The organism is Paenibacillus guangzhouensis (assembly GCF_009363075.1).
In the GTDB taxonomy this organism is placed as follows: Bacteria; Bacillota; Bacilli; order Paenibacillales; family Paenibacillaceae; genus Paenibacillus_K; species Paenibacillus_K guangzhouensis.
This window is the reverse complement of record NZ_CP045293.1, coordinates 118,684-139,236: the sequence shown is the minus strand read 5'-3', so window position 1 is coordinate 139,236 and position 20,553 is coordinate 118,684. Positions and strand designations below refer to the sequence as shown.

General features: G+C 47.8%; 24 protein-coding genes and 1 other annotated feature. Of the genes, 3 read left to right on the top strand and 21 right to left on the bottom strand.

The features are described 5' to 3' along the window. From thrB to GCU39_RS00545, 21 genes are all read right to left on the bottom strand, one after another. Positions 1-963, bottom strand: a complete 963-nt coding sequence (thrB, locus tag GCU39_RS00645; protein WP_152391727.1) for a homoserine kinase — start codon at positions 961-963, stop codon at positions 1-3. A gap of 36 nt (positions 964-999) precedes the next feature. Continuing rightward, positions 1,000-2,286: a homoserine dehydrogenase gene (locus tag GCU39_RS00640; protein ID WP_152391726.1), complete on the bottom strand. Its 1,287-nt coding sequence runs from the start codon at positions 2,284-2,286 to the stop codon at positions 1,000-1,002. Between the two features lie 27 nt (positions 2,287-2,313). Beyond that, positions 2,314-2,751, bottom strand: a complete 438-nt coding sequence (locus GCU39_RS00635) for an ACT domain-containing protein (protein WP_152391725.1) — start codon at positions 2,749-2,751, stop codon at positions 2,314-2,316. A 242-nt stretch (positions 2,752-2,993) separates the two neighbouring features. After that, positions 2,994-4,307, bottom strand: coding sequence for a GTPase ObgE (gene obgE, locus GCU39_RS00630; protein WP_152391724.1), 1,314 nt, complete (start codon positions 4,305-4,307; stop codon positions 2,994-2,996). A 12-nt stretch (positions 4,308-4,319) separates the two neighbouring features. Continuing rightward, positions 4,320-5,045 carry a Spo0B domain-containing protein gene (locus GCU39_RS00625; protein ID WP_193726713.1) on the bottom strand — a complete coding sequence of 242 codons (726 nt, stop codon included), beginning with the start codon at positions 5,043-5,045 and terminating at the stop codon, positions 4,320-4,322. Between the two features lie 149 nt (positions 5,046-5,194). Next, positions 5,195-5,506: a 50S ribosomal protein L27 gene (rpmA, locus tag GCU39_RS00620; protein WP_152391722.1), complete on the bottom strand. Its 312-nt coding sequence runs from the start codon at positions 5,504-5,506 to the stop codon at positions 5,195-5,197. A 20-nt stretch (positions 5,507-5,526) separates the two neighbouring features. Next, on the bottom strand, positions 5,527-5,856 hold the full coding sequence (locus tag GCU39_RS00615; protein WP_152391721.1) for a ribosomal-processing cysteine protease Prp: 330 nt from the start codon (positions 5,854-5,856) through the stop codon (positions 5,527-5,529). An 11-nt stretch (positions 5,857-5,867) separates the two neighbouring features. Continuing rightward, on the bottom strand, positions 5,868-6,179 hold the full coding sequence (gene rplU, locus GCU39_RS00610; protein WP_018757040.1) for a 50S ribosomal protein L21: 312 nt from the start codon (positions 6,177-6,179) through the stop codon (positions 5,868-5,870). Between the two features lie 13 nt (positions 6,180-6,192). Then, positions 6,193-6,289, bottom strand: a sequence feature (ribosomal protein L21 leader region). A gap of 87 nt (positions 6,290-6,376) precedes the next feature. After that, entirely contained in the window at positions 6,377-7,615 is a 1,239-nt protein-coding gene (locus GCU39_RS00605; RefSeq protein ID WP_227793397.1) for an Rne/Rng family ribonuclease, read from the bottom strand. Between the two features lie 34 nt (positions 7,616-7,649). Continuing rightward, entirely contained in the window at positions 7,650-8,504 is an 855-nt protein-coding gene (locus tag GCU39_RS00600; protein WP_152391720.1) for a M50 family metallopeptidase, read from the bottom strand. Continuing rightward, positions 8,497-9,396: a M23 family metallopeptidase gene (locus tag GCU39_RS00595; RefSeq protein ID WP_152391719.1), complete on the bottom strand. Its 900-nt coding sequence runs from the start codon at positions 9,394-9,396 to the stop codon at positions 8,497-8,499. The genes GCU39_RS00600 and GCU39_RS00595 overlap by 8 nt, the downstream gene beginning before the upstream one ends. Before the next feature lie 142 nt (positions 9,397-9,538). After that, the gene (locus tag GCU39_RS00590; protein WP_152391718.1) at positions 9,539-10,687 is read right to left on the bottom strand and encodes an FtsW/RodA/SpoVE family cell cycle protein; all 1,149 of its coding nucleotides are present in this window, start codon (positions 10,685-10,687) and stop codon (positions 9,539-9,541) included. Positions 10,688-10,692: 5 nt separating this feature from the next. After that, positions 10,693-11,487 (bottom strand): septum site-determining protein MinD, encoded by a 795-nt coding sequence (gene minD / locus GCU39_RS00585; protein WP_152391717.1) that lies wholly within the window; start codon positions 11,485-11,487, stop codon positions 10,693-10,695. A 5-nt stretch (positions 11,488-11,492) separates the two neighbouring features. Beyond that, on the bottom strand, positions 11,493-12,158 hold the full coding sequence (gene minC, locus GCU39_RS00580; RefSeq protein WP_152391716.1) for a septum site-determining protein MinC: 666 nt from the start codon (positions 12,156-12,158) through the stop codon (positions 11,493-11,495). A gap of 61 nt (positions 12,159-12,219) precedes the next feature. Next, the gene (gene mreD, locus GCU39_RS00575; RefSeq protein ID WP_152391715.1) at positions 12,220-12,738 is read right to left on the bottom strand and encodes a rod shape-determining protein MreD; all 519 of its coding nucleotides are present in this window, start codon (positions 12,736-12,738) and stop codon (positions 12,220-12,222) included. An 18-nt stretch (positions 12,739-12,756) separates the two neighbouring features. After that, complete coding sequence (gene mreC, locus GCU39_RS00570; RefSeq protein ID WP_265333425.1) at positions 12,757-13,563, bottom strand: rod shape-determining protein MreC; 807 nt, start codon at positions 13,561-13,563, stop codon at positions 12,757-12,759. 60 nt (positions 13,564-13,623) lie between these two features. Continuing rightward, positions 13,624-14,658, bottom strand: coding sequence for a rod shape-determining protein (locus GCU39_RS00565; RefSeq protein WP_018757031.1), 1,035 nt, complete (start codon positions 14,656-14,658; stop codon positions 13,624-13,626). 73 nt (positions 14,659-14,731) lie between these two features. Beyond that, positions 14,732-15,421 (bottom strand): RadC family protein, encoded by a 690-nt coding sequence (gene radC, locus GCU39_RS00560; protein WP_018757030.1) that lies wholly within the window; start codon positions 15,419-15,421, stop codon positions 14,732-14,734. Between the two features lie 48 nt (positions 15,422-15,469). Then, complete coding sequence (locus tag GCU39_RS00555; RefSeq protein WP_152391713.1) at positions 15,470-16,069, bottom strand: Maf family protein; 600 nt, start codon at positions 16,067-16,069, stop codon at positions 15,470-15,472. A 122-nt stretch (positions 16,070-16,191) separates the two neighbouring features. Next, entirely contained in the window at positions 16,192-17,445 is a 1,254-nt protein-coding gene (locus GCU39_RS00550; protein WP_193726712.1) for an SPOR domain-containing protein, read from the bottom strand. Between the two features lie 246 nt (positions 17,446-17,691). Next, positions 17,692-17,898 carry a DUF1657 domain-containing protein gene (locus tag GCU39_RS00545; protein WP_152391711.1) on the bottom strand — a complete coding sequence of 69 codons (207 nt, stop codon included), beginning with the start codon at positions 17,896-17,898 and terminating at the stop codon, positions 17,692-17,694. A 143-nt stretch (positions 17,899-18,041) separates the two neighbouring features. On the opposite strand from GCU39_RS00545, the gene GCU39_RS00540 reads away from it, so the two are divergent. The 3 genes from GCU39_RS00540 to spoVAD are packed head-to-tail and all read left to right on the top strand — an operon-like array spanning position 18,042 to position 20,449. Further along, positions 18,042-18,902, top strand: coding sequence for a DUF421 domain-containing protein (locus GCU39_RS00540; protein ID WP_152391710.1), 861 nt, complete (start codon positions 18,042-18,044; stop codon positions 18,900-18,902). A gap of 39 nt (positions 18,903-18,941) precedes the next feature. Further along, complete coding sequence (spoVAC, locus tag GCU39_RS00535; RefSeq protein WP_227793396.1) at positions 18,942-19,430, top strand: stage V sporulation protein AC; 489 nt, start codon at positions 18,942-18,944, stop codon at positions 19,428-19,430. After that, complete coding sequence (gene spoVAD, locus GCU39_RS00530) at positions 19,430-20,449, top strand: stage V sporulation protein AD (protein WP_152391708.1); 1,020 nt, start codon at positions 19,430-19,432, stop codon at positions 20,447-20,449. Before spoVAC ends, spoVAD begins: the two co-directional genes overlap by 1 nt. The last annotated feature ends 104 nt before the right edge of the window (positions 20,450-20,553 follow it).

Below are 20,553 nucleotides of genomic sequence, written 5' to 3'. Positions count from 1 at the left end.
TTACATTTCTCCTTTGACAACATCCATGAATGTTCGTCCCTCGATATTTGCTAGCGCAACAGCGCCTTCAGCACAGGGTTTCAACCACATGGTCGAAGCGGTAATCTGTTCACGATGCAATGTATCCTTCAAAAATTGCTCCAATTGTTCCCCCCGAGCCTCGCGTTCATCCACGAGCGCAATCAATGTCGGTCCAGCGCCGCTAAGCGCTACACCAAGCGCGCCATAGTCAGCAGCCTTATCCAGGATCTCGGTCATACCTGGAATGAGCGATGCACGGTACGGCTGGTGTATCCGGTCCTTCATCGCATGGCGGATCATTTCGAAGTTCTCCGTCGCGAGTGCAGCGACAAGCAGCGATGAATGACTCACATTAAAGATCGCATCGCTCATCGAGAACTGCTGCGGGAGAATGTTCCGGGCTTTCTCCGTCGCCAGTTGGAAGTGAGGAATGGCAACAAGTGTCGTGAGATGCGGACTTGGCGCAAGACGAATATGATGTGCCCGCGTACCGTCCCAAGTTGCTGCAATAATCCCACCGTACAATGATGCTCCGACATTATCCGGATGCTTCTCCAGCGCCGTAGCGAGCGCGAAGATTCTCTCCTGCGGCAGCGCGTACCCGATCAACGCATTCGCAGCATACATGCCGCCGATAATGGCGGACGCGCTGCTTCCGAGTCCCCGCGTTAACGGAATATCGCTGTACATGGAGATCCGCAGCTCAGGAACGGAGACCCCCGCATCTTCGAATACCATTTGAGCGACTTTATAGATTAGATTTCGTTTGTCTGTCGGAATCCCTCCGAGCTCTTCGCCATATAAGGAAACCGAAGTCTCTTCAGCTGCAGACATTTCGATATAGGCATATAGCTGTAACGCCATCCCCAGTGTGTCGAACCCGGGTCCCAAGTTCGCTGTGCTGGCTGGCACTTTGACAATTACACGTTCGACAACGTTCATGTTCTTTCTCCTTCTAGCATGCTTGCAATTTCTTCATTATCCTTCAACGCGGTATACACTCTTAATTTTGCGGATCACTTCAAGCTCCTCGAAGTGCTTCAATACTTTGTCCATGCTTGCCTTGCTCGCATCATGGGTAATGATGATGATCTCCGCTTCCGGATTCTCAGGGTTTGGCTGCTGCAATACCGAAGCCAGGCTAACTTCATATTCCGCGAATACTTGCGTAATGCGTGCGAGAACGCCTGCTTTGTCCTGTACATGCAATAGAATGAAGTTCTTGTATGCGATCTGCTCATCCGTCTTGAGCTTCTTCTCTTTGTACGTAACCATACCTTGCTGCCCATTCACGCCGAGCTTCAAGTTCTTGATGACCGCGACAAGATCTGCCACGACGGATGTAGCGGTCGGCATTTCCCCTGCCCCAGCACCATAGAACATCGTCTCGCCTACAGCTTCACCATGCACATAGACCGCATTGAAGACACCGTTCACGGACGCGATTGGATGCGATTTACGAATCATCGTCGGTTGAACGCTTAAGCTGATATGCTCATCTTGGCGCTCAGCAATTCCGAGCAGCTTCACTTCATATCCTAACCGTTTCGCGTAAAGGATGTCCTCTTTGGAGACGCTCGAAATACCGCGTACGGACACATCTTCTAGCGCAACATCGGCACGGAAGCCCAGCGTTCCTAAGATCGCCATTTTACGCGCCGCGTCCAGACCTTCGACATCCGAAGTCGGATCCGCTTCCGCATACCCAAGATCTTGCGCTTCTTTTAACACATCTGCATACGATGCGCCTTCTTGACTCATTTTCGTAAGGATATAGTTCGTTGTTCCATTCACAATCCCCATAATTTTGAGAATACGATCCGAAGAGAAGCCTTCCGATAATGTCCGGATAATCGGAATGCCGCCCGCGACGCTTGCTTCATAGAACACATCGCATTGATGTTCCTTGGCCTTTGCTAAGATCTCTGGTCCATGCAATGCCATGAGGTCTTTGTTCGCTGTGACGACATGCTTGCCGCGTTCGAGAGCCTCTAATAGATATTCTTTTGTCGTATCGATGCCGCCCATCACTTCAACAATGATATCAATATCCGGATCGCGAATAATGTCCCATGCATTATCTGTAATTTTATGATGAGGAATCGAGATGCTGCGGGATTTATCTACGTTCTTAACCAATACTTTCTCAATAACAACCTCAGATCCAACTTGACTTTGCAAATCGCTCTGATGCCCTTCTACAATACGAACTACACCTGTTCCAACAGTTCCTAGCCCCAATAATCCTACTCTGATTGGTTTCATGTCTATTCCTCCTGTCTATTCGTTCGATTACCCTTGCCCTATGATCGTGGCTCGCTTCACACCTTCTTGTGATCGAAATGATTCGAGCAGTGCCGTTAAATGATCTCCCATGCGCGATGTCTCCACAGAGATCACAACATTCGCCATCCCTTGCAGCGGAATCGTCTGGTGAATGGTTAGTACGTTCCCTTCGAATCCAGCCACAAGTCCGAGCACTTTGGACAAAACGCCAGAACGATGCTCTAGATCAACCGATATCGTCACAATCCGCTCGCGATCCAACTGATTCATCATGAATATTCCATCTTTATACTTGTAAAAAGCACTGCGGCTCAGACCCACTTGCTCCGCTGCTTCATTCACCGTATGGGCAGACCCTTCGGCCAACAGCTGTTTGGCCAGCACGGTTTTGACAAGTGCATCAGGTAATATATCTTCACGGACCAAAAAAAAGCGTTCGCTCACTACAATGTCCTCCTATCGAAGACTTTTGTTCATATATAGTGGACATTATAACGAATTACGATGATCCGAGCAATAGTTAAATCCATTATACAAAAAAACAACTCAGCTCGTACACGAAATAGTCCCACAAAATGGGACAAGGCTTCGGAGCTAACTCAGGCACGTAACAGGACCCGAAAATCATACCTGCGATAAAAACAACAAAAAAGCCCCTTCGGCTCATCACCGAAGAGGCTTCGATCTTAATAATAGTAACTACTGCCTTCAACAAACTCGAACTCAAAATCACCAATGCGGATAATCGTACCATCCACAGCACCGCGTTTACGGAGTTCATCATCAATGCCCATCTTCCGCAGGGTCCGCGCGAATCGGAGAATCGCATCATGCGAGTTCATCTGCATTCGTTTCATCATCCGTTCCACAGCTTCGCTCTCCACCACGAAGATCTCATTCTCACGGCGAATCGTAAACTGTGCTTCTTCTTTCTTCTCGTAGCGGTATACTTTACGTTCTTCCACCTCGGCAACTTCTTCTACGAGCGGCGCCTCTGGAATCTCATCCAGAATCGCTGCTGCGCGGTACAAGAGTTCCTGTATCCCTTGACGGGTTAGCGAAGAGATCGGCAGAATCTCGATATCCGGACGCACCTCTGCGACCTTCTTTCGGAATTCTTCCAAGTTATCCGCTGATTCCGGCATATCCATCTTGTTCGCAGCCACAATCTGTGGACGCTCTGACAGCTTCGCATTATAAAGATCCAGCTCTTCATTAATCTTAACCCAATCCTCGAATGGATCACGGCCTTCTGAGCCCGCCATATCCACCACGTGGATAATGACTCGTGTCCGCTCCACGTGACGTAAGAATTCGTGACCAAGACCCACACCTTCATGCGCACCTTCAATCAGTCCAGGCAAATCGGCCATCACAAAGCTGCGTCCGTCACCGACATCCACCACGCCGAGGTTCGGTGTAATCGTCGTGAAGTGGTAAGCGCCGATTTTAGGCTTCGCACCGGATACGACCGATAGCAGCGTCGATTTGCCAACGCTCGGGAATCCAACAAGCCCTACATCCGCCATAACCTTCAGCTCAAGCACGATGTAACGCTCTTGACCCTCTTCGCCATTCTCCGCAATTTCCGGGGCCGGGTTATTCACGGTCGCGAACCGTGTATTCCCTCGCCCACCGCGTCCACCACGCGCAACGACAACCTGCTGCCCGTGACGCGTCATATCGCCGATAACTTCCTCGGTGTCTTCATCAATAATAACGGTCCCTGGCGGGATTCGAACAATCGTATGCTCAGCATTAGCACCGTGCATGCTCTTGTTGCGTCCTTTTACACCGCGCTCGCCCTTGAAATGACGCTGATAACGGAAATCCATCAATGTACGCAGACCTTCATCGACACGGAAAATAACGTCGCCGCCGCGTCCGCCGTCACCGCCTGCCGGTCCACCCTCTGGAACATACTTCTCCCGGCGAAATGAGACGATCCCATCGCCACCGTCGCCGCCCTTAACGAAAATTCTTGCTTTATCTACAAACATCGTTTCACCTCATTAGGATTCACAAGGCACAAATAAATGCAAGGTCGCCTGATCTTGCTCCACTCGCATCGTGCTGCCTTGAATAACCAATTTCACTTTGCTGCCCCAGTCGCGATCTTGCCTTAACTCACCATGATATCGGAAACTGATGCAACATTCATTGTTATTCTTCTCAAAAAGGATATATAAAATTTGAGGCTCCCCGATCGTCGGTACAGCGCAATGCTGCACGGCCCATACAATTTCTTGCACCGTTCTCGACAACGTCTCCTGAGGCACGTTCAGAGGGATGTCCGCCAAATTGAGCTCGTCCACAATATCTATCTCAAGCTGAATTTCATTGCATACCGTCCGAAAGGATTGAAAGAACAATACCAAGGTCGGTATGCCAAGCTTCGCGACTTTACTCTCCGCGTGCATCCGGTCTCTTATTCTTTCCACGCTTCGAACTAATTTATCATGCTTCTTCAGCTGGATATACCCCGAAATAATCTGCAAATCATTCATCCAATCGTGACGATGATGATTCATCGTACGGATCGATTTCACTTGTTCAGCACGTATGCGATCTGCATGCTCCTTACGTACGGACCATTCGATGATGAAGCCTGTGATGATCAGCCATAAGATCAATAACAAGACGCTCCATACAAGCCATTGCTGGATGATGACTACGATGAATAAAGGGATGACTAAAGACACCATCGCCGTCATTCGCATCGTTCTCCAATAATTCACCGTCTCCACATTCCTCTTCCATGAATTGACAAACGAAATCCTATACAGTATAGCATGTTCATCATACCTAAAGTAACCCCACATCGTGGCGAATCACTTCGATTTACTCAAAAAAGCCCCCGGCTTGCGCCGAGGGCTCTTATACCGAATTATACTTCAAGTGCTGCTGCTACTGGAGCTGCGTCAACTGGGTAGACGCTCACTTTTTTGCGATCGCGACCCCAACGTTCGAATTTCACGACACCTTCCACTTTCGCGAAAAGCGTATCGTCTTTACCAATACCAACGTTGTTGCCTGGGTGAATTTTTGTTCCGCGTTGGCGAACCAAGATGCTTCCTCCAGTAACGAATTGACCGTCAGCACGTTTTGTGCCAAGGCGTTTGGATTCGGAATCACGTCCGTTCTTTGTGGAACCTACACCCTTCTTCGATGCGAATAATTGAAGATTCAACTGTAACATGTTGTCTACCTCCTTCTTCGTTATTTTTTGTCCTGTATTTCAATATACGTTCCGTATGATCCTGCGATCGTATTCAACATGACCACCATCGACTCTAACAGCAATTGCACCTTCGCAGATGTTTCTTCGGAATCAACAGAAGCTAATCTCCCGCTAAGAAAACCGTCCTTCATCTTGCTATCGAGCACAACGCCCGTCAAAGCTTCAATCGAATTGACCGTCCCTACGGTCACGGCCGATACGCCTGCACAGACAATATCTTCGCCATGTTTCGCGTAGTTCGCGTGTCCGCTAATCGAGAAACTCTCAATGGAGCGGTCCGCCTTGCGCATAATCTTGACGCGTATCATAACGCACCTTCTTATGCTTGGATTTTTTCGATTGTTACTTTCGTGTAAGGTTGACGATGACCTTGTTTTTTGTGGTAGTTCTTTTTCGGTTTGTATTTGAAAACAGTGATCTTTTTACCTTTAACGTGCGATTCTACTTTCGCAGTTACAGTTGCACCAGCAACGACAGGAGCTCCTGTTACCAAGCCCTCACCTTTCGATACGGCCAACACGCGGTCAAAAGTTACGTTCTCACCTTCACCGGCATTCAATTTCTCAATGAACAATACATCGCCTTCTTGCACTTTGTATTGTTTACCACCTGTTTCGATAATTGCGTACATATTCGTGCACCTCCTCATGTCTCAGACTCGCCCGATCTAGGGTGACCGCCATGCATCCGAAGATCCATGAACAGTACTTGTGAACCCATCCAGTGCGGTTACAGCATGTGTCGCAATAATTACGAAACACATACCTAAGCATATTACCATACTCGTCAGCATAAATCAACGGTTATCCCTAGCAGATCATCATATTTTTAGAGAGTGCTGTTAGTTCTCCCCGTCCCCTTACATACGGAACAGGGTTCCGTAAATGGGTTCAACGCATGATCGCGAACTTTCTTGCGGGTCATCTCGAGCAGTCCGAGCTTCGTCCAGCCCAGAATTAAATGCTTCGTTCGATCACTGCGCATGAGTAGTTCCAGCTTGTCCCAAATATCCTGCCGATGCCGTTCCATATCCATATCAATAAAATCAATAAGTATAATGCCGCCAATATCGCGAAGGCGCAGCAATCTAGCAATCTCTTCAGCCGCTTGCATATTCGTCTCATAGACGGTATCTTCCAGCGTATTCGATCCGATAAACTTGCCGGTATTGACATCAATGACGGTCAAGGCTTCGGTATAGTCGACGACGAGGTAACCGCCATTGCGGAGCCATACTTTATGTTCGAAAGCCCGATCGAGCTGCTCCTTTACGCCATAATGCGTTAGTATGGGCTCACTGCCTTTGTAGACCTCGACTCGGTTGGCCCAGTCCGGCAGAACGCGCGAGAGGAAGGAAGCGATCTCTTCCTTCTGCACCAGGTCATCAATAATAACCCGTTCGGTCTGCGGTGTGAACATATCCCGAACCAACCGCTCAATAATGCTCAAATCTTGGTGAAGCTGCGCCGGCGCTGACACCGCAGCCGCACGTTCCTCAATCTGAATCCAGAGCGCACGCAGAAGCTGAATGTCCGACTCAATCGCTTCCTTGCTCTCCCCTTCTGCAACCGTACGTAAGATCAATCCTTCGCCTGACAGACGTACGTGATCGCCGATCTGCTTCAGACGATTCCGCTCGGCATCAAGTTCAATTTTCTTCGACACACCAATATAGTCCGCATGCGGCATATAGACGAGCCACCTGCCTGGCAGCGAATAATGCGTGGTAACTCGTGCTCCTTTGCCGCCTAGCGGCTCTTTCATGACTTGGACAACGATCTCCTGCCCGGCCTGCAACAATTGTGAGATGGATGGCTTAACTTTCGGCTGCTTCTCCAGGTGCGGATGCAGCACATCATCAATGTACAAGAATGCATTTTTCTTTAATCCGATATCTACAAAAGCCGCCTGCATGCCTGGAAGCACATTTACCACACGGCCTTTATACAAATTCCCCACCAATTGCCTGCCTTGCGAATTCTCAATTGTAAACTCAACGAGTTGTCCATGTTCCATCAATGCCATTTGTGTGATCTCTTGTTCGCAATGAACAATGATCCTTTTCACATGGATCACCCCTGACTTTAGACCTTTTTTCCATCTATTTTACCATGAAATTCGCGAAATAAGAATCAACAAGCCGTTGTTCCGGCAAGACAGCGACGATCTTCCCCCGATCATTCAACACGTAAATCAGATGGTATTTACTCTTCATAAATAGACGCACAACACCGCCCAAAGGTTGCTCTGAACCGACGACAATTGGATATGCAATTGTTCCCTGTTGCACGCGCAGGAGCGATAATCGGTCCCGATGGGTCATAAATCGGACGAAGCGATACGGAACATTTCGATAGTCCGTCCAATTTGCATAGATCAGGAAAACGCCAATCATGAGCAAATTCAATTGAATCGGTTCGGCGTGATACAAGGGCATCAGCGCAAAACCAATCATGCATAGACTAAAAAGAATACTAATCCGCCCGCACCAAATCAACGTGCGGTGGTAGGGCACGATCAAACTGCATAGCGCTTGTACAATTCGCCCTCCATCGAGTGGAAGCACCGGCAGCATATTGAACAAGGCGATCATAAGATTCGCTTGCACGAAATAGGCTGTCCACGCCTCACTCCAGAACCCCATCGCCTGAAATCCATAAGCAGCGCTGATCATCAACAGGTTCTGAAGCGGACCCGCGAGTGCGACGATAACCTCCTCGTGGCAAGGAGCTGAGCCTCCTTCATCCGTTAAGGCTACACCGCCGAACGGCAGGAGTTTAATCTCCAGCACCTTCCACCCGAAGATAGCTGCTGCCGCTGCATGCCCCAGCTCATGGATCAAGACGATCCCGAACAATGTCATCATCTCCATGACATGTCCTGTCAGCACTGAGGCGAGCATGATCATGATGAAGAGAGGATGCACGGAGAATGAGGTGCCACGCCATTTAATCAAAGGAGATCACATCCGTCGGATCGATAAACCGGTCGCTCTTTTCAACCGCAAAAAACAATCGATTCCCCTGCTCATCCGCGGATAACGTTCCTAGAGGCTGTCCGCCCTGAATCCAATCATTGACCCGGACGCCAGCATCCTGCAGGCCGCCGTAAACCGAACGGAGTTCGTTCGCATGCTGGACGACTACGCGGTACGTATTGTTATCATTTGCTGTCACATCAACCACCTGACCTGCATCCATTGATTTTACAATGATCGGGTTTCCAGGTTCCACAGCTGTGGCTTCAATTTCAACACCTTTTAGAGCTTCGGTATAAGAGCTCGTAATCTTCCCTTGAAGCGGCGCATATAGGACAGTCGATGTGTTCACTTTGGTCGCATCATCTTCCACCGTACCGAAGATTGGAATGAAAGACGGCGCACCATGAAATGTCTCTTCGTACCACACCGCAATCGCCCCAAAATTCATCTCTTCGCTCAGTGCGTTCACAACAAAACTCTTCGCTTTCGCAGTCCACGGCAGATTGACCTGGAACATGGTCCATACCCCAGCAAATAGCAAAGCTGAGAGCATAAATTTGATCTGCAGCGATTGTACCCAGTTGCTCGTGGGGCGATTCACCGGTGGGTCCGAGCCATTCACGGGTGCGGTCCCCTCAGCGAGTTGCGATCGCCACAGCCGATGCTGCTCCTTCCATGCGATTTCAGGATCTGCATGGGCATCCGCTGAAATATAAGGCACCGTCGTCGGATGCTTAACGGCAGATTGTTGTGCATGCGGCAAGATTGAATTCGGTGCTTCTTGAGCCTGAATAGGCTGTAAGCTCTCATCGATTAAGGCCTTCATCCGGGCTTGTCTTCGTCTTCGAACGTTATCTTTGATCTCCATTCCTAGTCCCCCTTCTTAGAGGTTGTCTTAGTATCATAAATATGACAAGCACTTCATGATTATGAATGCCAGGAACCGACTTCGTCGTTCGATCGCTTAATATTTCCATCACATAAAAAAAGCCATCGCGAGGTGCGATAGCTTAATCTTCAAGCGCATATTTTTCTTGATAAATCTTAACACTCAGCACAATACCAATACATAGCATGTTGAGCAGCAGCGAGGTACCGCCATAACTTATGAATGGCAGCGTGATCCCAGTGATCGGCATAATCCCAATCATCATACCGATGTTCTCGAAGATCTGGAACACGAACATCGAGACGATCCCGATGATGATATATGCTCCTCGCTGGTCATAACACTGGAAGGCAATCAAGATCATCCTATAGATCAATAAGAAGTATAATAGCAGCAGCACCGAAGCGCCTTGGAACCCGAACTCTTCCCCGATAACGACGAAGATCGAATCGGAATAAGGATAAGGCACGAATTTCTTCTTAATCGATTCCGATTGCATGTAGCCTTCACCCGTTAATCCGCCTGATCCAATCGCAATCATCGCATTATTGGATTGATGCTTCTCATCTTCTGTCGCTGAATCTGGATTCATGAAGGTATTAATCCGCTGATACCAGTGAATCTTATCTTTGGCCTGCAGGTAATCCTTAATATCTTGATTAAAGGTATTAAACAAGAAGACGAATAGGAACATCGCAGCCAGAACGGCGCCAAGACCAATGACAACATGCGTATAGCGGACGTTGCCGATCCAGAACATACCGAGCAGGATGACGACATAAATAATCGCATTCCCTAAATCCGGTTGAATCAATACAAGTAGGAACGGAATAAAGGTTAGGAAGCCGATCGGAATGACATCGCCCCGGAATCGCAACGGATCACCCGTTCTGCGTCCCATCAGATAAGCGACCATCACAATAATCGCGAGCTTCATAAGTTCCGCCGGCTGGAACTGTAGACCGCCTGGTAATTTGAACCAACCGACAGCCCCGTTAATTTTGGCTCCTAGAAAAAATACGGCGATCAGAAGGGCAACCCCTAGACCGTAAAAGTAGATCCAGCCTTTGAGCAATAATCGATAATCAACAAGGGATACACCCAGCATAATCGCAAATCCACCAATGTAGAAGTACATCATTTTGAAATGAGACCCGACGAATTTAGGATCGCTGAACGTTGCACTCTTGATGACGAATATGCTGATGACCATAAAAATGCCTAAGATGATGATGATCGGCCAGTCTAATTTTTTGAATTTATTTAGCAATTACATCAGCCCATTCCAAAAAACTTCTTCATACGCTTGAACATCCCTGGTTTGCCGTCAAGCAGCATGAGCGGGACAGTGTCCCCAACAATACGACGAGCAATATTCCGGTAGGCAATCGCAGCTCTCGAATCCGGATTCATCACGGTTGGTTCGCCGCTATTCGCAGCTTTGATGACATGCTCATCATCCGGCACAATGCCGATTAAGTCAATCGCCAGAACTTGGATAATCTCATCAATGTCGAGCATCTCACCGGATTTCACCATGTTCTGACGGATTCGGTTAATGACGAGCTTCGGTGATTCGATATGCGAATTCTCGAGCAGACCGATAATACGATCCGCGTCGCGCACAGCGGCATTCTCCGGCGTTGTCACAACAATCGCCTGATCTGCCCCGGCAATCGCATTCTTGAACCCTTGTTCAATCCCTGCCGGGCAATCGATAATGACATATTCGAATTCTTTCTTCAGTTCCAAGACAATATCTCTGACCTGCTCCGGCGATACAGCATTCTTATCTTTCGTCTGTGCAGCCGGGAGCATATAGAGCTCTTCGAATCGCTTGTCCTTCACAAGCGCTTGGTTCAGACGGCAGCGGCCATCTGCTACGTCGCATAGATCATAAATGATCCGATTCTCCAGACCCATGACGACATCCAAGTTACGAAGGCCAATATCGGTATCGACCATACATACTTTGCGACCGAGTAACGCGAGAGCCGTACCTAAATTCGCGGATGTTGTTGTCTTGCCTACTCCGCCTTTTCCTGATGTGACGACGATAGCCTCTCCCATGCGGACTACACTCCTTTAAATATATGGGTATCTTTGCGCAACCGCGCAATGTTTTGTATTTTATCAATTTGCATGTGACCTTCTTGAAGGTATGCAAATTCCATATTCGACTCTTTGATTTCCCATTCATCCGGAGGTCTGCTGATCACATCGGCAATTCTTAGCTGGGTTGGTGAGAAATAGGAAGCAGCAATGATCGCATCAACATTCCCTTCAAATCCTGCATGGGCCATTCCCCGCAGTGCGCCCATCACATAGATGTCCCCTGTACAATTCACCGTTCCCCCTGGATTTATGTCACCAAGAAACAGAAGATTGCCGACATGATGCAGCACTTGCCCTGACCGCACCACCCCGGTCATGATCTTCATATCATTCTCACTCACAGATGTGGTCACTGGCTCATCCGATTCTATCGAACGAATCAACAAATTCCCCTTTTGCTTCAGAATATTCAGGATTTCTTCCTTCTCTGCATCCGATACTGCTCTAGCGCCGAGCTTCACATCGACATGCATAATCGGTCCTGTCAAAATATTCTGATGCGTATGCTCTAATTTATATTGCAAATCTTGTATCAATGCTGTGAATTCACACGTATCGTCCAGCAGGAACACAAGGCCGTCTTTCATCCCTTTGATTGTAACATGATGTTGTTTGGTCGTTCCCATATTTGCCTGTCCCTCCTCCCTAATCAATTCGTCCTAGGGTAAGAAAGTTCCTGCTTAAGCCTTAATCTTCTTCCAGCTTAGGCCGAAATTCTTGGTCGAGCACTTTGCGAACCGGAACATATACGATAAGAGCAAATAACAGTTGCAGGAAAGAGCTTGGAATAATTTGGTAAGCTAATGCCCAATCGTAGGACATATGGTTCACCTTAAACATCGTGTAAATCAAATAAATGATCGAATCGAACATCCAGCTGCCTAAGATGGTAACGACGATCATCCATCCAATGCCAAGCCGCTTCTCTCCGAACACTTTACCAATCAAATACCCGCAGATCCCCATACTGAACGAATACACACCAATCATGTTCCCATAATGGATCACATCATGCAGGAGTCCGAAGATTAAGCCCATCACGAGTGCGAGATATCGCGTCGTATACACTGCATAAAATAACACAATAACGAAGACAAAATGAGGGATAATCCGCATTCTCCATTCGGCGGGGATAATCCACGGCATTACCGTACTCTCAATGATTAATAACAAGATCATAACGACAATCATCCATTTACGATTCATCCGAACTATTCCTCCACGTTAAGGTACCACGACGAACAGTTCTTTCCAATTATCGAAATTCGCTGCTGGTTTGATCGTCGCTGTATGCGTTAAGCCGAAGTCCCCGACTTGTCTGGAAATAACTGTTCCAATAATGAGTCCGCGTGGAAAAGCTTCACCGATCCCCGATGAGACGATGGTGTCACCAACGGCAAGCGGGTCCTTCTCATCGATTTTCGTCATCAGATAAGTGCCTGTCTGTGCATCGTAGCTCTCAATAAGACCAAACGACTGGTTCTCTTTACCGGTGGCCGTTGCCGCAATCGCATTGGAATTCGGATTCTTCTCGTTCAGATCCGTCAGCAGCTTCACCGTACTGGTCAGCGGCGACACATGACTAATTGTGCCGACCATGCCATCGACGGAAATGACAGCCATATTCGGCTTCACACCGTTCTTCTCACCGATATTGATCGTGATGTTCTTATTGTACGGATCTTGATTCACCGACACGACCTGAGCAATGCGGTAATCATATTTATACAATTTCTTTTGTGCTTCTGTAAAATTCAGTTGCTTCTGTAATCTCTCATTCTCCGCTGCGATAAAGTTATAATTAGCTTTGTCACGAATATAGTGCGAGACTGCGATTTTCAGCTGCTCATTCTCTTCATAGATATGGTTTAAGTCGCGAATATCTTCAAACAAGCCCGCTATGAAGCCAGCGGGCTTGTAAAATAAACTTTGAGCGAACCCAAACGTATCGTTAATCATCTTCTCAGGCCAAGTTAAGTTCTCTCGCTTGTTGCTCAGCGTAAAGCCGAGCAGCGAGATGAATATAATCATGCCGAGCAACAATATGAACAATCGTTTATTCCCCAATAATTTAAACAGTTTAAACACCTCTTATCGTTTCGAGCGAACCGCCGTACTGCTTTTGGATTTAAATAAGTGGATGTTCTCTAGCGCTCGGCCGGTACCTTTCGCTACACAATCAAGAGGATCTTCCGCAACGATGACCGGCATGCCTGTCTCACGCGCTAGCAATTTGTCCAGGTTGCGCAGCAACGCGCCGCCACCTGTCAATACAATACCGCGGTCCATAATGTCAGCTGCAAGCTCTGGAGGACATTTCTCAAGCGTTACCTTCACCGCATCAACGATAGAGTTCACTGTATCTTGCAAAGCTTCTGTAATCTCGTCGGATGTAATCGTGAGCGTCTTCGGAAGTCCAGACACGAGGTCACGTCCGCGAATTTCAACCGTCTCAACTTGATCAAGCGGCAATGCGGAAGCAATATCGACTTTGATCTGCTCAGCTGTACGTTCACCAATCATAAGATTATAAATGCGTTTGATATATTGAATGACAGCATCATCCATCTCATCGCCTGCCACGCGCACTGAACGGCTTGTTACGATACCGCCAAGCGAAATAACCGCAACTTCTGTCGTCCCGCCGCCAATATCAACAACCATGCTGCCTGTCGGCTCCCAAACCGGTAGATCAGCACCAATTGCCGCAGCAAATGGCTCTTCAATCGTATAAGCTTCACGCGCACCTGCTTGCTTCGTCGCATCTTCAACAGCACGTTGTTCTACAGCTGTAATGCCGGAAGGTACACATACCATGACGTTCGGATGGCGCGGAAATACAGAGCGCTGCTTCTGGGCTTGTCTAATAAAATATTTGATCATCGTTGCTGTTGTATCGAAATCCGCGATGACGCCGTCTTTCATTGGACGGATCGCGCGAATGTTCCCTGGCGTACGACCGATCATCTTCTTTGCGGATTCCCCAACAGCTTCAATCTTTTTTGTATCTGTACGGATCGCCACAACGGATGGTTCGCGAACAACGATCCCTTTTCCTCGAACATAAACAAGTGTATTTGCCGTTCCTAAATCAATTCCTAAATCTTTCGTGAAGCTTCCAAACATGCTGTAATCTCCCTTTCTTTCCTGTAACTCTTCATCGTTTATCTTATATCGTGCTTATAATTTAAATATTATATTACATAAGTCCTTGTTCCTTCAAACTTATGTAACGCTGGTCACCAATAACGAGGTGATCAAGCACCTCAATGCCAATAATATTGCCGGCCTCAACGAGGCGCTGTGTAAGCTGAATGTCTTCTGGACTGGGCGTTGGATCGCCGCTTGGATGGTTGTGAGCGCATATTACCGATGCGCTGCTGCACTTAATGGCAGCTCTGAAAATTTCTCGGGGATGTACGATTGAAGCGTTCAAGCTTCCCATCGACAGTGTCTCTTGTTGGAGCACATGATTTTTGGTATTGAGGAACAGACATACGAAATGTTCCTTCTGCAAATAGCGCATTTGTTCCATGAGCAAATCTGCTGCATCGGATGGCTTGCGAATGGTAATCTTTTCATTCATTGTCGCTCTGGATAAGCGACGGCCAAGTTCAATTCCTGCCTTTAATTGGATGGCCTTCGCAGGTCCGATGCCTTTAATTTGTGTCATTTCCTCGACGGTCATATCAACCAAATGGCGAATGTTGCCTACTTGCTTAAGCAGCCGTTCAGCGACGCGGACAGCGGATTCTCGCTGTGTTCCTGTGCGAAGAAGAATTGCTAGCAATTCAGCGTGACTAAGTGCGCTTGCCCCATTCTGTATCATGCGTTCTCTTGGACGTTCTTCATGGGGGATATCGCGCAGAACAAGCCCTTGCGAATCCATGAATTCCCCTCTTTCATTGATAAATAAGCGTTAAATAAGTCGATTACCTTACAGAACTTCTATGCCGTATTTGGAGAGCATATCGGTGAGTAAGGATAATGGTAAACCGACGACGTTGAAATAACACCCATCGATCGACTCCACAATCGTTGAACCTAATCCTTGGATCGCGTAGGAGCCCGCCTTATCCATTGGTTCTCCGCTTGCGACATACCTCTGTACTTGCTGATCTGTTAAATGTTTCATTTGGACATACGTAACACGATGCGATACGTGGGTCTCCCCTGTCTCCGCATCAATGCAGGCGACACCGCTATACACTTGATGGGTCTTGCCTTGCAGTAAATTCAACATGGATACGGCATCTTCTGCATCCTTTGGCTTGCCAAGAACGCGATAATCAAGCACAACAATGGTGTCCGCACCAATGATTATGCCCTGTTCGCCCTCCTGCAGCATCTGATGCACTGCCTCTGCCTTGCGAAGCGCTAATTGCTCTGCGACCTGCGCTGGCGACCAATACGTCGGAGTTGTCTCATCGACATCACTCACACGAATTTCGAACGGGATATTCAGAACGCGAATAAGCTCTTGTCTTCGTGGTGATGCAGAAGCTAAGATGAGGCGACGTTGATCCCTATTCAGCATATTTGACTCCCCTTCACCATTTTTTTACACCTTTACACATTATACTTATATTTGCGGTGTAACACAAACCAAAAACCGACAGGAACCTGGAAATGAGGTCCTATCGGTTAGATATAGGTCGTTCATGCAGCTTGCATCGATGCGATTAGATTTTGTTCGCTCTTCACGAAAGCCATCAATGCCGCTTGAATGCTCCAGAGATGAGAGGTCGACAACTGTTTGCCGTATTCATTTAACGATAAGATTGCCGTGTTCATCGACTGGGTCATTTTCCCCCAAGCTTCTTTGGATGATGTTGGAAGACCTTTGGCTGCGGCTGCCCCAAGCTCCGTCCATTTCTGATGCGCATCCTTAATTGCCAACAGCTCTGCCTGTGTATAGGCAGTAGGATCTTTACGCTCCAGCTGAGCCGTAGACATTTGTAATAGAATTTGTACAACCTGATCACTCTGCTTGAAGAATTGCTCCATTTGAGCTGCGTCACCCGCATACATGAGCTGCGTTGTCTCTGGCATCTGCATATCTCGAATATAGAGTTCAATCCCTTGCAGCGCAAGCTCTGCTTTCATCAACTGAGCCTCTTCCCGCGATGCCGCCATCCCCGCATACACCCGATTCTGATCCGAGGTGTCGCCGAAGGCAGCTAAGCCTCGATCTGTCAATTCTTGCTGCGCGGCGTTCACGCCGGCTTGATCTTTAAAGACACCATACTGCAGCATATAATACGTCTTTGCATCGCGTTGAATCGTCACGCTAACGGCCTCACCTGATGGAAGATTCGTTTGATTGGTACTGGAATCCACGACTTTCCCCGATGTCTGAACACTGCCGCTCGTACGCACATCATCCTTAAGAACACTCGACTTAACCCCTGGTAGACTCACTTCCCCTTGGAATAACGATAACACCACAAAACCAAAAACAGCCCCCGTCACAATTGCGCCTGCAACCGAGGCAACAACTTTGACCCATGAAGGATTTCTTGTTTTACGATAATATCCACCAGCAGACAGTTCTGTCCATTGAATGTGATGTCCTTCTTCCTGATCCGATTGTAATTCAGAGTCGGATAGCTCTCCACGTTCCTCTGCATCCTGCATGATATCTACGATCCTCGGCTGAGGCTTTGGCGGGATGATCTCTGGCTGTAGGGAAGAGGTTTCACCACGAATCAGCTTCTCGATCCGGTTCGTCTCCTCATCAAACGATGGGTCCCATGCACCATAATCAGAGCTATACGTCTGGATTGGAACAACCTGACCCATCGTAGATGGCTCGATTGTCCCTTCAACAGGTTCATTATGAGGAATGATCTCCGTAGTTGTTGATTTACGCGGCGGATCATCGAATCGAAACGTCATTTTGGCCTTACTCATGCTTACCCTCTCCCTTGTCCAATCTTCTATTATCATTCCTATGATAGAGTTAAGAGATTTATAACCGCTTATTGATGAAACAAGAAGAAACACTTCGTCGCCCTTTATCGGACGATAAGCGTATCTTCGAGAAATATAAGAACAGTTTTTCCGTGAATCATATAAACACTTATTTTGAAAAAATCCCGATCCTCTGCTCTCGCAAAGAATCGAGATTTCCCACCCCTGTCAATCTTATCGAAATGTCTAGAACCCTTTAAATTGAGGCTCCTCATTTTCGAGCTGCTGTACACGAGATTCAACTTGCTGTACAACGGTTTGCGTCGTCTGCGCAGCAGACTCGAACATTTTTTTCGCTTCTTGATTTTGTGTTTCAAGCGCGAAGGACTCTAGACTTGCTTGAGCACTTTTCAAACTTGCCAAAGTAGTTTTCACTTGGGATCCAACGGTCATTTCTCACACCTCCTTTTTACAAATACCCCTCTAATGTGTCCGAATGTCAGCAGAATATTCTTCTCGCGTTGAGGGAACATTTCATATGAATCCTGTTCACAACTTTTGACAAAACATTAAAGGGGAAGGAGTCGAAAAAAACGATGCCTGAATGGTTGGAAGCTGCCATTCGTACGCTGGTGGCTGTTTTGGTTCTGTTTTTTTTCACCAAAGTATTAGGGAAACGGCAGGTCGCGCAGCTATCCTTGTTCGAGTACATTACGGGGATTACGATCGGCAGCCTTGCTGCATATATCTCCATGGATTTAGAGAAGCACTGGGGGCTTGGTATTATCTCGCTCGCCGTGTGGGTTGGTGTATCCTTTATCATTGAAATGGTGCAGTTGAAGACCAAAAAACTTCGGGATTTTATTGATAGCAAATCTCAAGTCCTCATTAAGGACGGCAAAATTCTTGAAGATAACTTAAAAAAGGTACGCGTGACCTCCGACGAATTGCTAGCCCAGCTGCGCAAAAGAAATGTGTTCAATGCCGCGGATGTGGAATTCGCCATCATGGAATCCAACGGGGAATTCAATGTCCTGCTTAAACGCGAGAATCAACCGCTCACGCCAAAGCATCTTGGCATCAAAGTCTCGCCGGACAAAGCACCGGAAGCCGTCATTATGGATGGGAAACTGCTCGATGAAGGATTGGCTGCGTTCGGTTACAACCGAAACTGGCTGAATCGCGAGCTAGAGACGATCGGCGTGGCCATCGAGAACGTCTACTTGGGACAAGTCGATTCCTATGGGCAGCTCTATGTCGACCTCTATGACGATCAGATTCAAGTACCCGAACCGCAGAAGAAAGCAACATTGTTCGCAACACTGAAGAAATGCGAGGCAGATTTAGAAATGTACGCATTATCGTCAGAAAATGAGACGGCCAAGGCAGTCTATACCCAGTGTGTCGACCAGATGGATCAAGTCATCAGCGATATGAGGCCGTTACTTACCCGCTAAAGCCATGGAAATTTATGAATTTTGAAGGAGGTTATGGGGTTGTCAGAAAAACAGAAGAAACAGAAATTAACGCCCGTACAGCAAGAATATCAAGCGCTTGCGAAGCGAATCGAACCGAAACGAACAACGTTTAAAAATTGTGTGTGCGCATTTCTCTCCGGGGGCTTCATTTGTCTTATTGGCGAATGTGTCTCGAAAGCCTTTATTACATGGGGCGGGTTTACTGAGAAAACGGTCGGAAACCCTACTGTTGCGATTATGGTGCTCTTATCGGTGATCTTAACGAGCTTTGGGGTCTACGATAAAATTGCGCAATGGGCTGGCGCTGGCACTGCCGTTCCCGTTACAGGATTTGCGAACTCCATGGCATCCGCAGCGATAGAACATCGCAGTGAAGGCCTTGTACTTGGTGTAGGCGGCCAAATGTTCAAAGTGGCTGGACCGGTTATCGTATTCGGTACGGTCGCAGCCTTCATTGTCGGGATCGTGCATATGATATTTCAGTTCAATGGAACGGGGGCGTCCTAATGACACTTCGGGGACATCAATCTTGGATATTCGAGAACAAACCTCGCATATTCAGCAGTGCAACGGTTGTAGGTCCTTTTGAAGGACAAGGTCCGCTCGCCAACGACTTCGATATCATTCATGGCGACTTAATGTTAGGTCAGAGCACTTGGGAAAAAGCAGAGAACAAGCTCATTGAGGAAGCAGCCAAAATCGCAATCGAAAGCTCCGGATTAACGAAAGAGCAAGTCCAATTCTATGTCGGCGGCGATTTGCTCAATCAAATTATTAGCACAAGCTTCGCCGCTAGAACGCTTGGTATCCCATATCTAGGGGTATTTGGCGCATGCTCCACGTCGATGGAGAGCCTGGCACTCGCCTCGATGATCGTAAACTCCGGGTCCGCTCACTATGCCTTAGCGGTGACGGGGAGCCACAATGCTACGGCCGAGAAGCAATTCCGGTATCCGACGGAATATGGATCTCAGAAACCGCCAACCGCTCAATTTACGGTCACGGGCGCTGGCGCTGCTGTCGTCTCGAAGCATGGCGACGGACCTCTAATCACCTCTGCAACCATTGGACGCGTCGTAGATATGGGCATTACAGACCCTTTCAATATGGGCGCTGCCATGGCCCCTGCAGCTGTGGATACGATTCAAGCGCATTTCCGAGATCTGCGTATTGAACCTGGTCACTATGATCTAATCGTTACAGGTGATTTAGCGAAAGTCGGATATGAGATTGCAAGTGAATTGCTGAAGAAGCATCACATCCCTATGAACCAGACGGATTTCCGTGATTGCGGCATGATGATCTACGACTACGAAAAGCAATCGGTCCAGGCAGGAGCTAGCGGATGCGGTTGCTCTGCAACCGTGACGTATGGGCATCTGCTCAAGCAGCTTCGGGCTGGGAAGTGGAGACGGATCCTCGTCGTCGCTACTGGTGCGCTTCTATCTCCAATTTCTTATCAACAAGGAGAGAGCATTCCTTGTATTGCCCATGCCGTATCCATTGAATACGACGGGACAAACTAGCATATACATCAGATAGTGGTTGTTCAAAAATCATCATTTGTCCGCATCAGAAAGTGATGTTCTTTCTGATTGGCGTCTAAACCTACATCAGGATCGCGGTCGCT

Excerpts from the sequence above, each read along its gene's own strand:
- thrB (WP_152391727.1), bottom strand. The coding sequence starts at position 963 with ATGAACGTTGTCGAACGTGTAATTGTCAAAGTGCCAGCCAGCACAGCG.
- GCU39_RS00640 (WP_152391726.1), bottom strand. The coding sequence starts at position 2,286 with ATGAAACCAATCAGAGTAGGATTATTGGGGCTAGGAACTGTTGGAACA.
- obgE (WP_152391724.1), bottom strand. The coding sequence starts at position 4,307 with ATGTTTGTAGATAAAGCAAGAATTTTCGTTAAGGGCGGCGACGGTGGC.
- rpmA (WP_152391722.1), bottom strand. The coding sequence starts at position 5,506 with ATGTTACAGTTGAATCTTCAATTATTCGCATCGAAGAAGGGTGTAGGT.
- GCU39_RS00615 (WP_152391721.1), bottom strand. The coding sequence starts at position 5,856 with ATGATACGCGTCAAGATTATGCGCAAGGCGGACCGCTCCATTGAGAGT.
- rplU (WP_018757040.1), bottom strand. The coding sequence starts at position 6,179 with ATGTACGCAATTATCGAAACAGGTGGTAAACAATACAAAGTGCAAGAA.
- GCU39_RS00595 (WP_152391719.1), bottom strand. The coding sequence starts at position 9,396 with ATGGAGATCAAAGATAACGTTCGAAGACGAAGACAAGCCCGGATGAAG.
- minD (WP_152391717.1), bottom strand. The coding sequence starts at position 11,487 with ATGGGAGAGGCTATCGTCGTCACATCAGGAAAAGGCGGAGTAGGCAAG.
- minC (WP_152391716.1), bottom strand. The coding sequence starts at position 12,158 with ATGGGAACGACCAAACAACATCATGTTACAATCAAAGGGATGAAAGAC.
- mreD (WP_152391715.1), bottom strand. The coding sequence starts at position 12,738 with ATGAATCGTAAATGGATGATTGTCGTTATGATCTTGTTATTAATCATT.
- mreC (WP_265333425.1), bottom strand. The coding sequence starts at position 13,563 with ATGATTATATTCATCTCGCTGCTCGGCTTTACGCTGAGCAACAAGCGA.
- GCU39_RS00565 (WP_018757031.1), bottom strand. The coding sequence starts at position 14,658 with ATGTTTGGAAGCTTCACGAAAGATTTAGGAATTGATTTAGGAACGGCA.
- radC (WP_018757030.1), bottom strand. The coding sequence starts at position 15,421 with ATGGATTCGCAAGGGCTTGTTCTGCGCGATATCCCCCATGAAGAACGT.
- GCU39_RS00555 (WP_152391713.1), bottom strand. The coding sequence starts at position 16,069 with ATGCTGAATAGGGATCAACGTCGCCTCATCTTAGCTTCTGCATCACCA.
- GCU39_RS00550 (WP_193726712.1), bottom strand. The coding sequence starts at position 17,445 with ATGAGTAAGGCCAAAATGACGTTTCGATTCGATGATCCGCCGCGTAAA.
- GCU39_RS00545 (WP_152391711.1), bottom strand. The coding sequence starts at position 17,898 with ATGACCGTTGGATCCCAAGTGAAAACTACTTTGGCAAGTTTGAAAAGT.
- GCU39_RS00540 (WP_152391710.1), top strand. The coding sequence starts at position 18,042 with ATGCCTGAATGGTTGGAAGCTGCCATTCGTACGCTGGTGGCTGTTTTG.
- spoVAD (WP_152391708.1), top strand. The coding sequence starts at position 19,430 with ATGACACTTCGGGGACATCAATCTTGGATATTCGAGAACAAACCTCGC.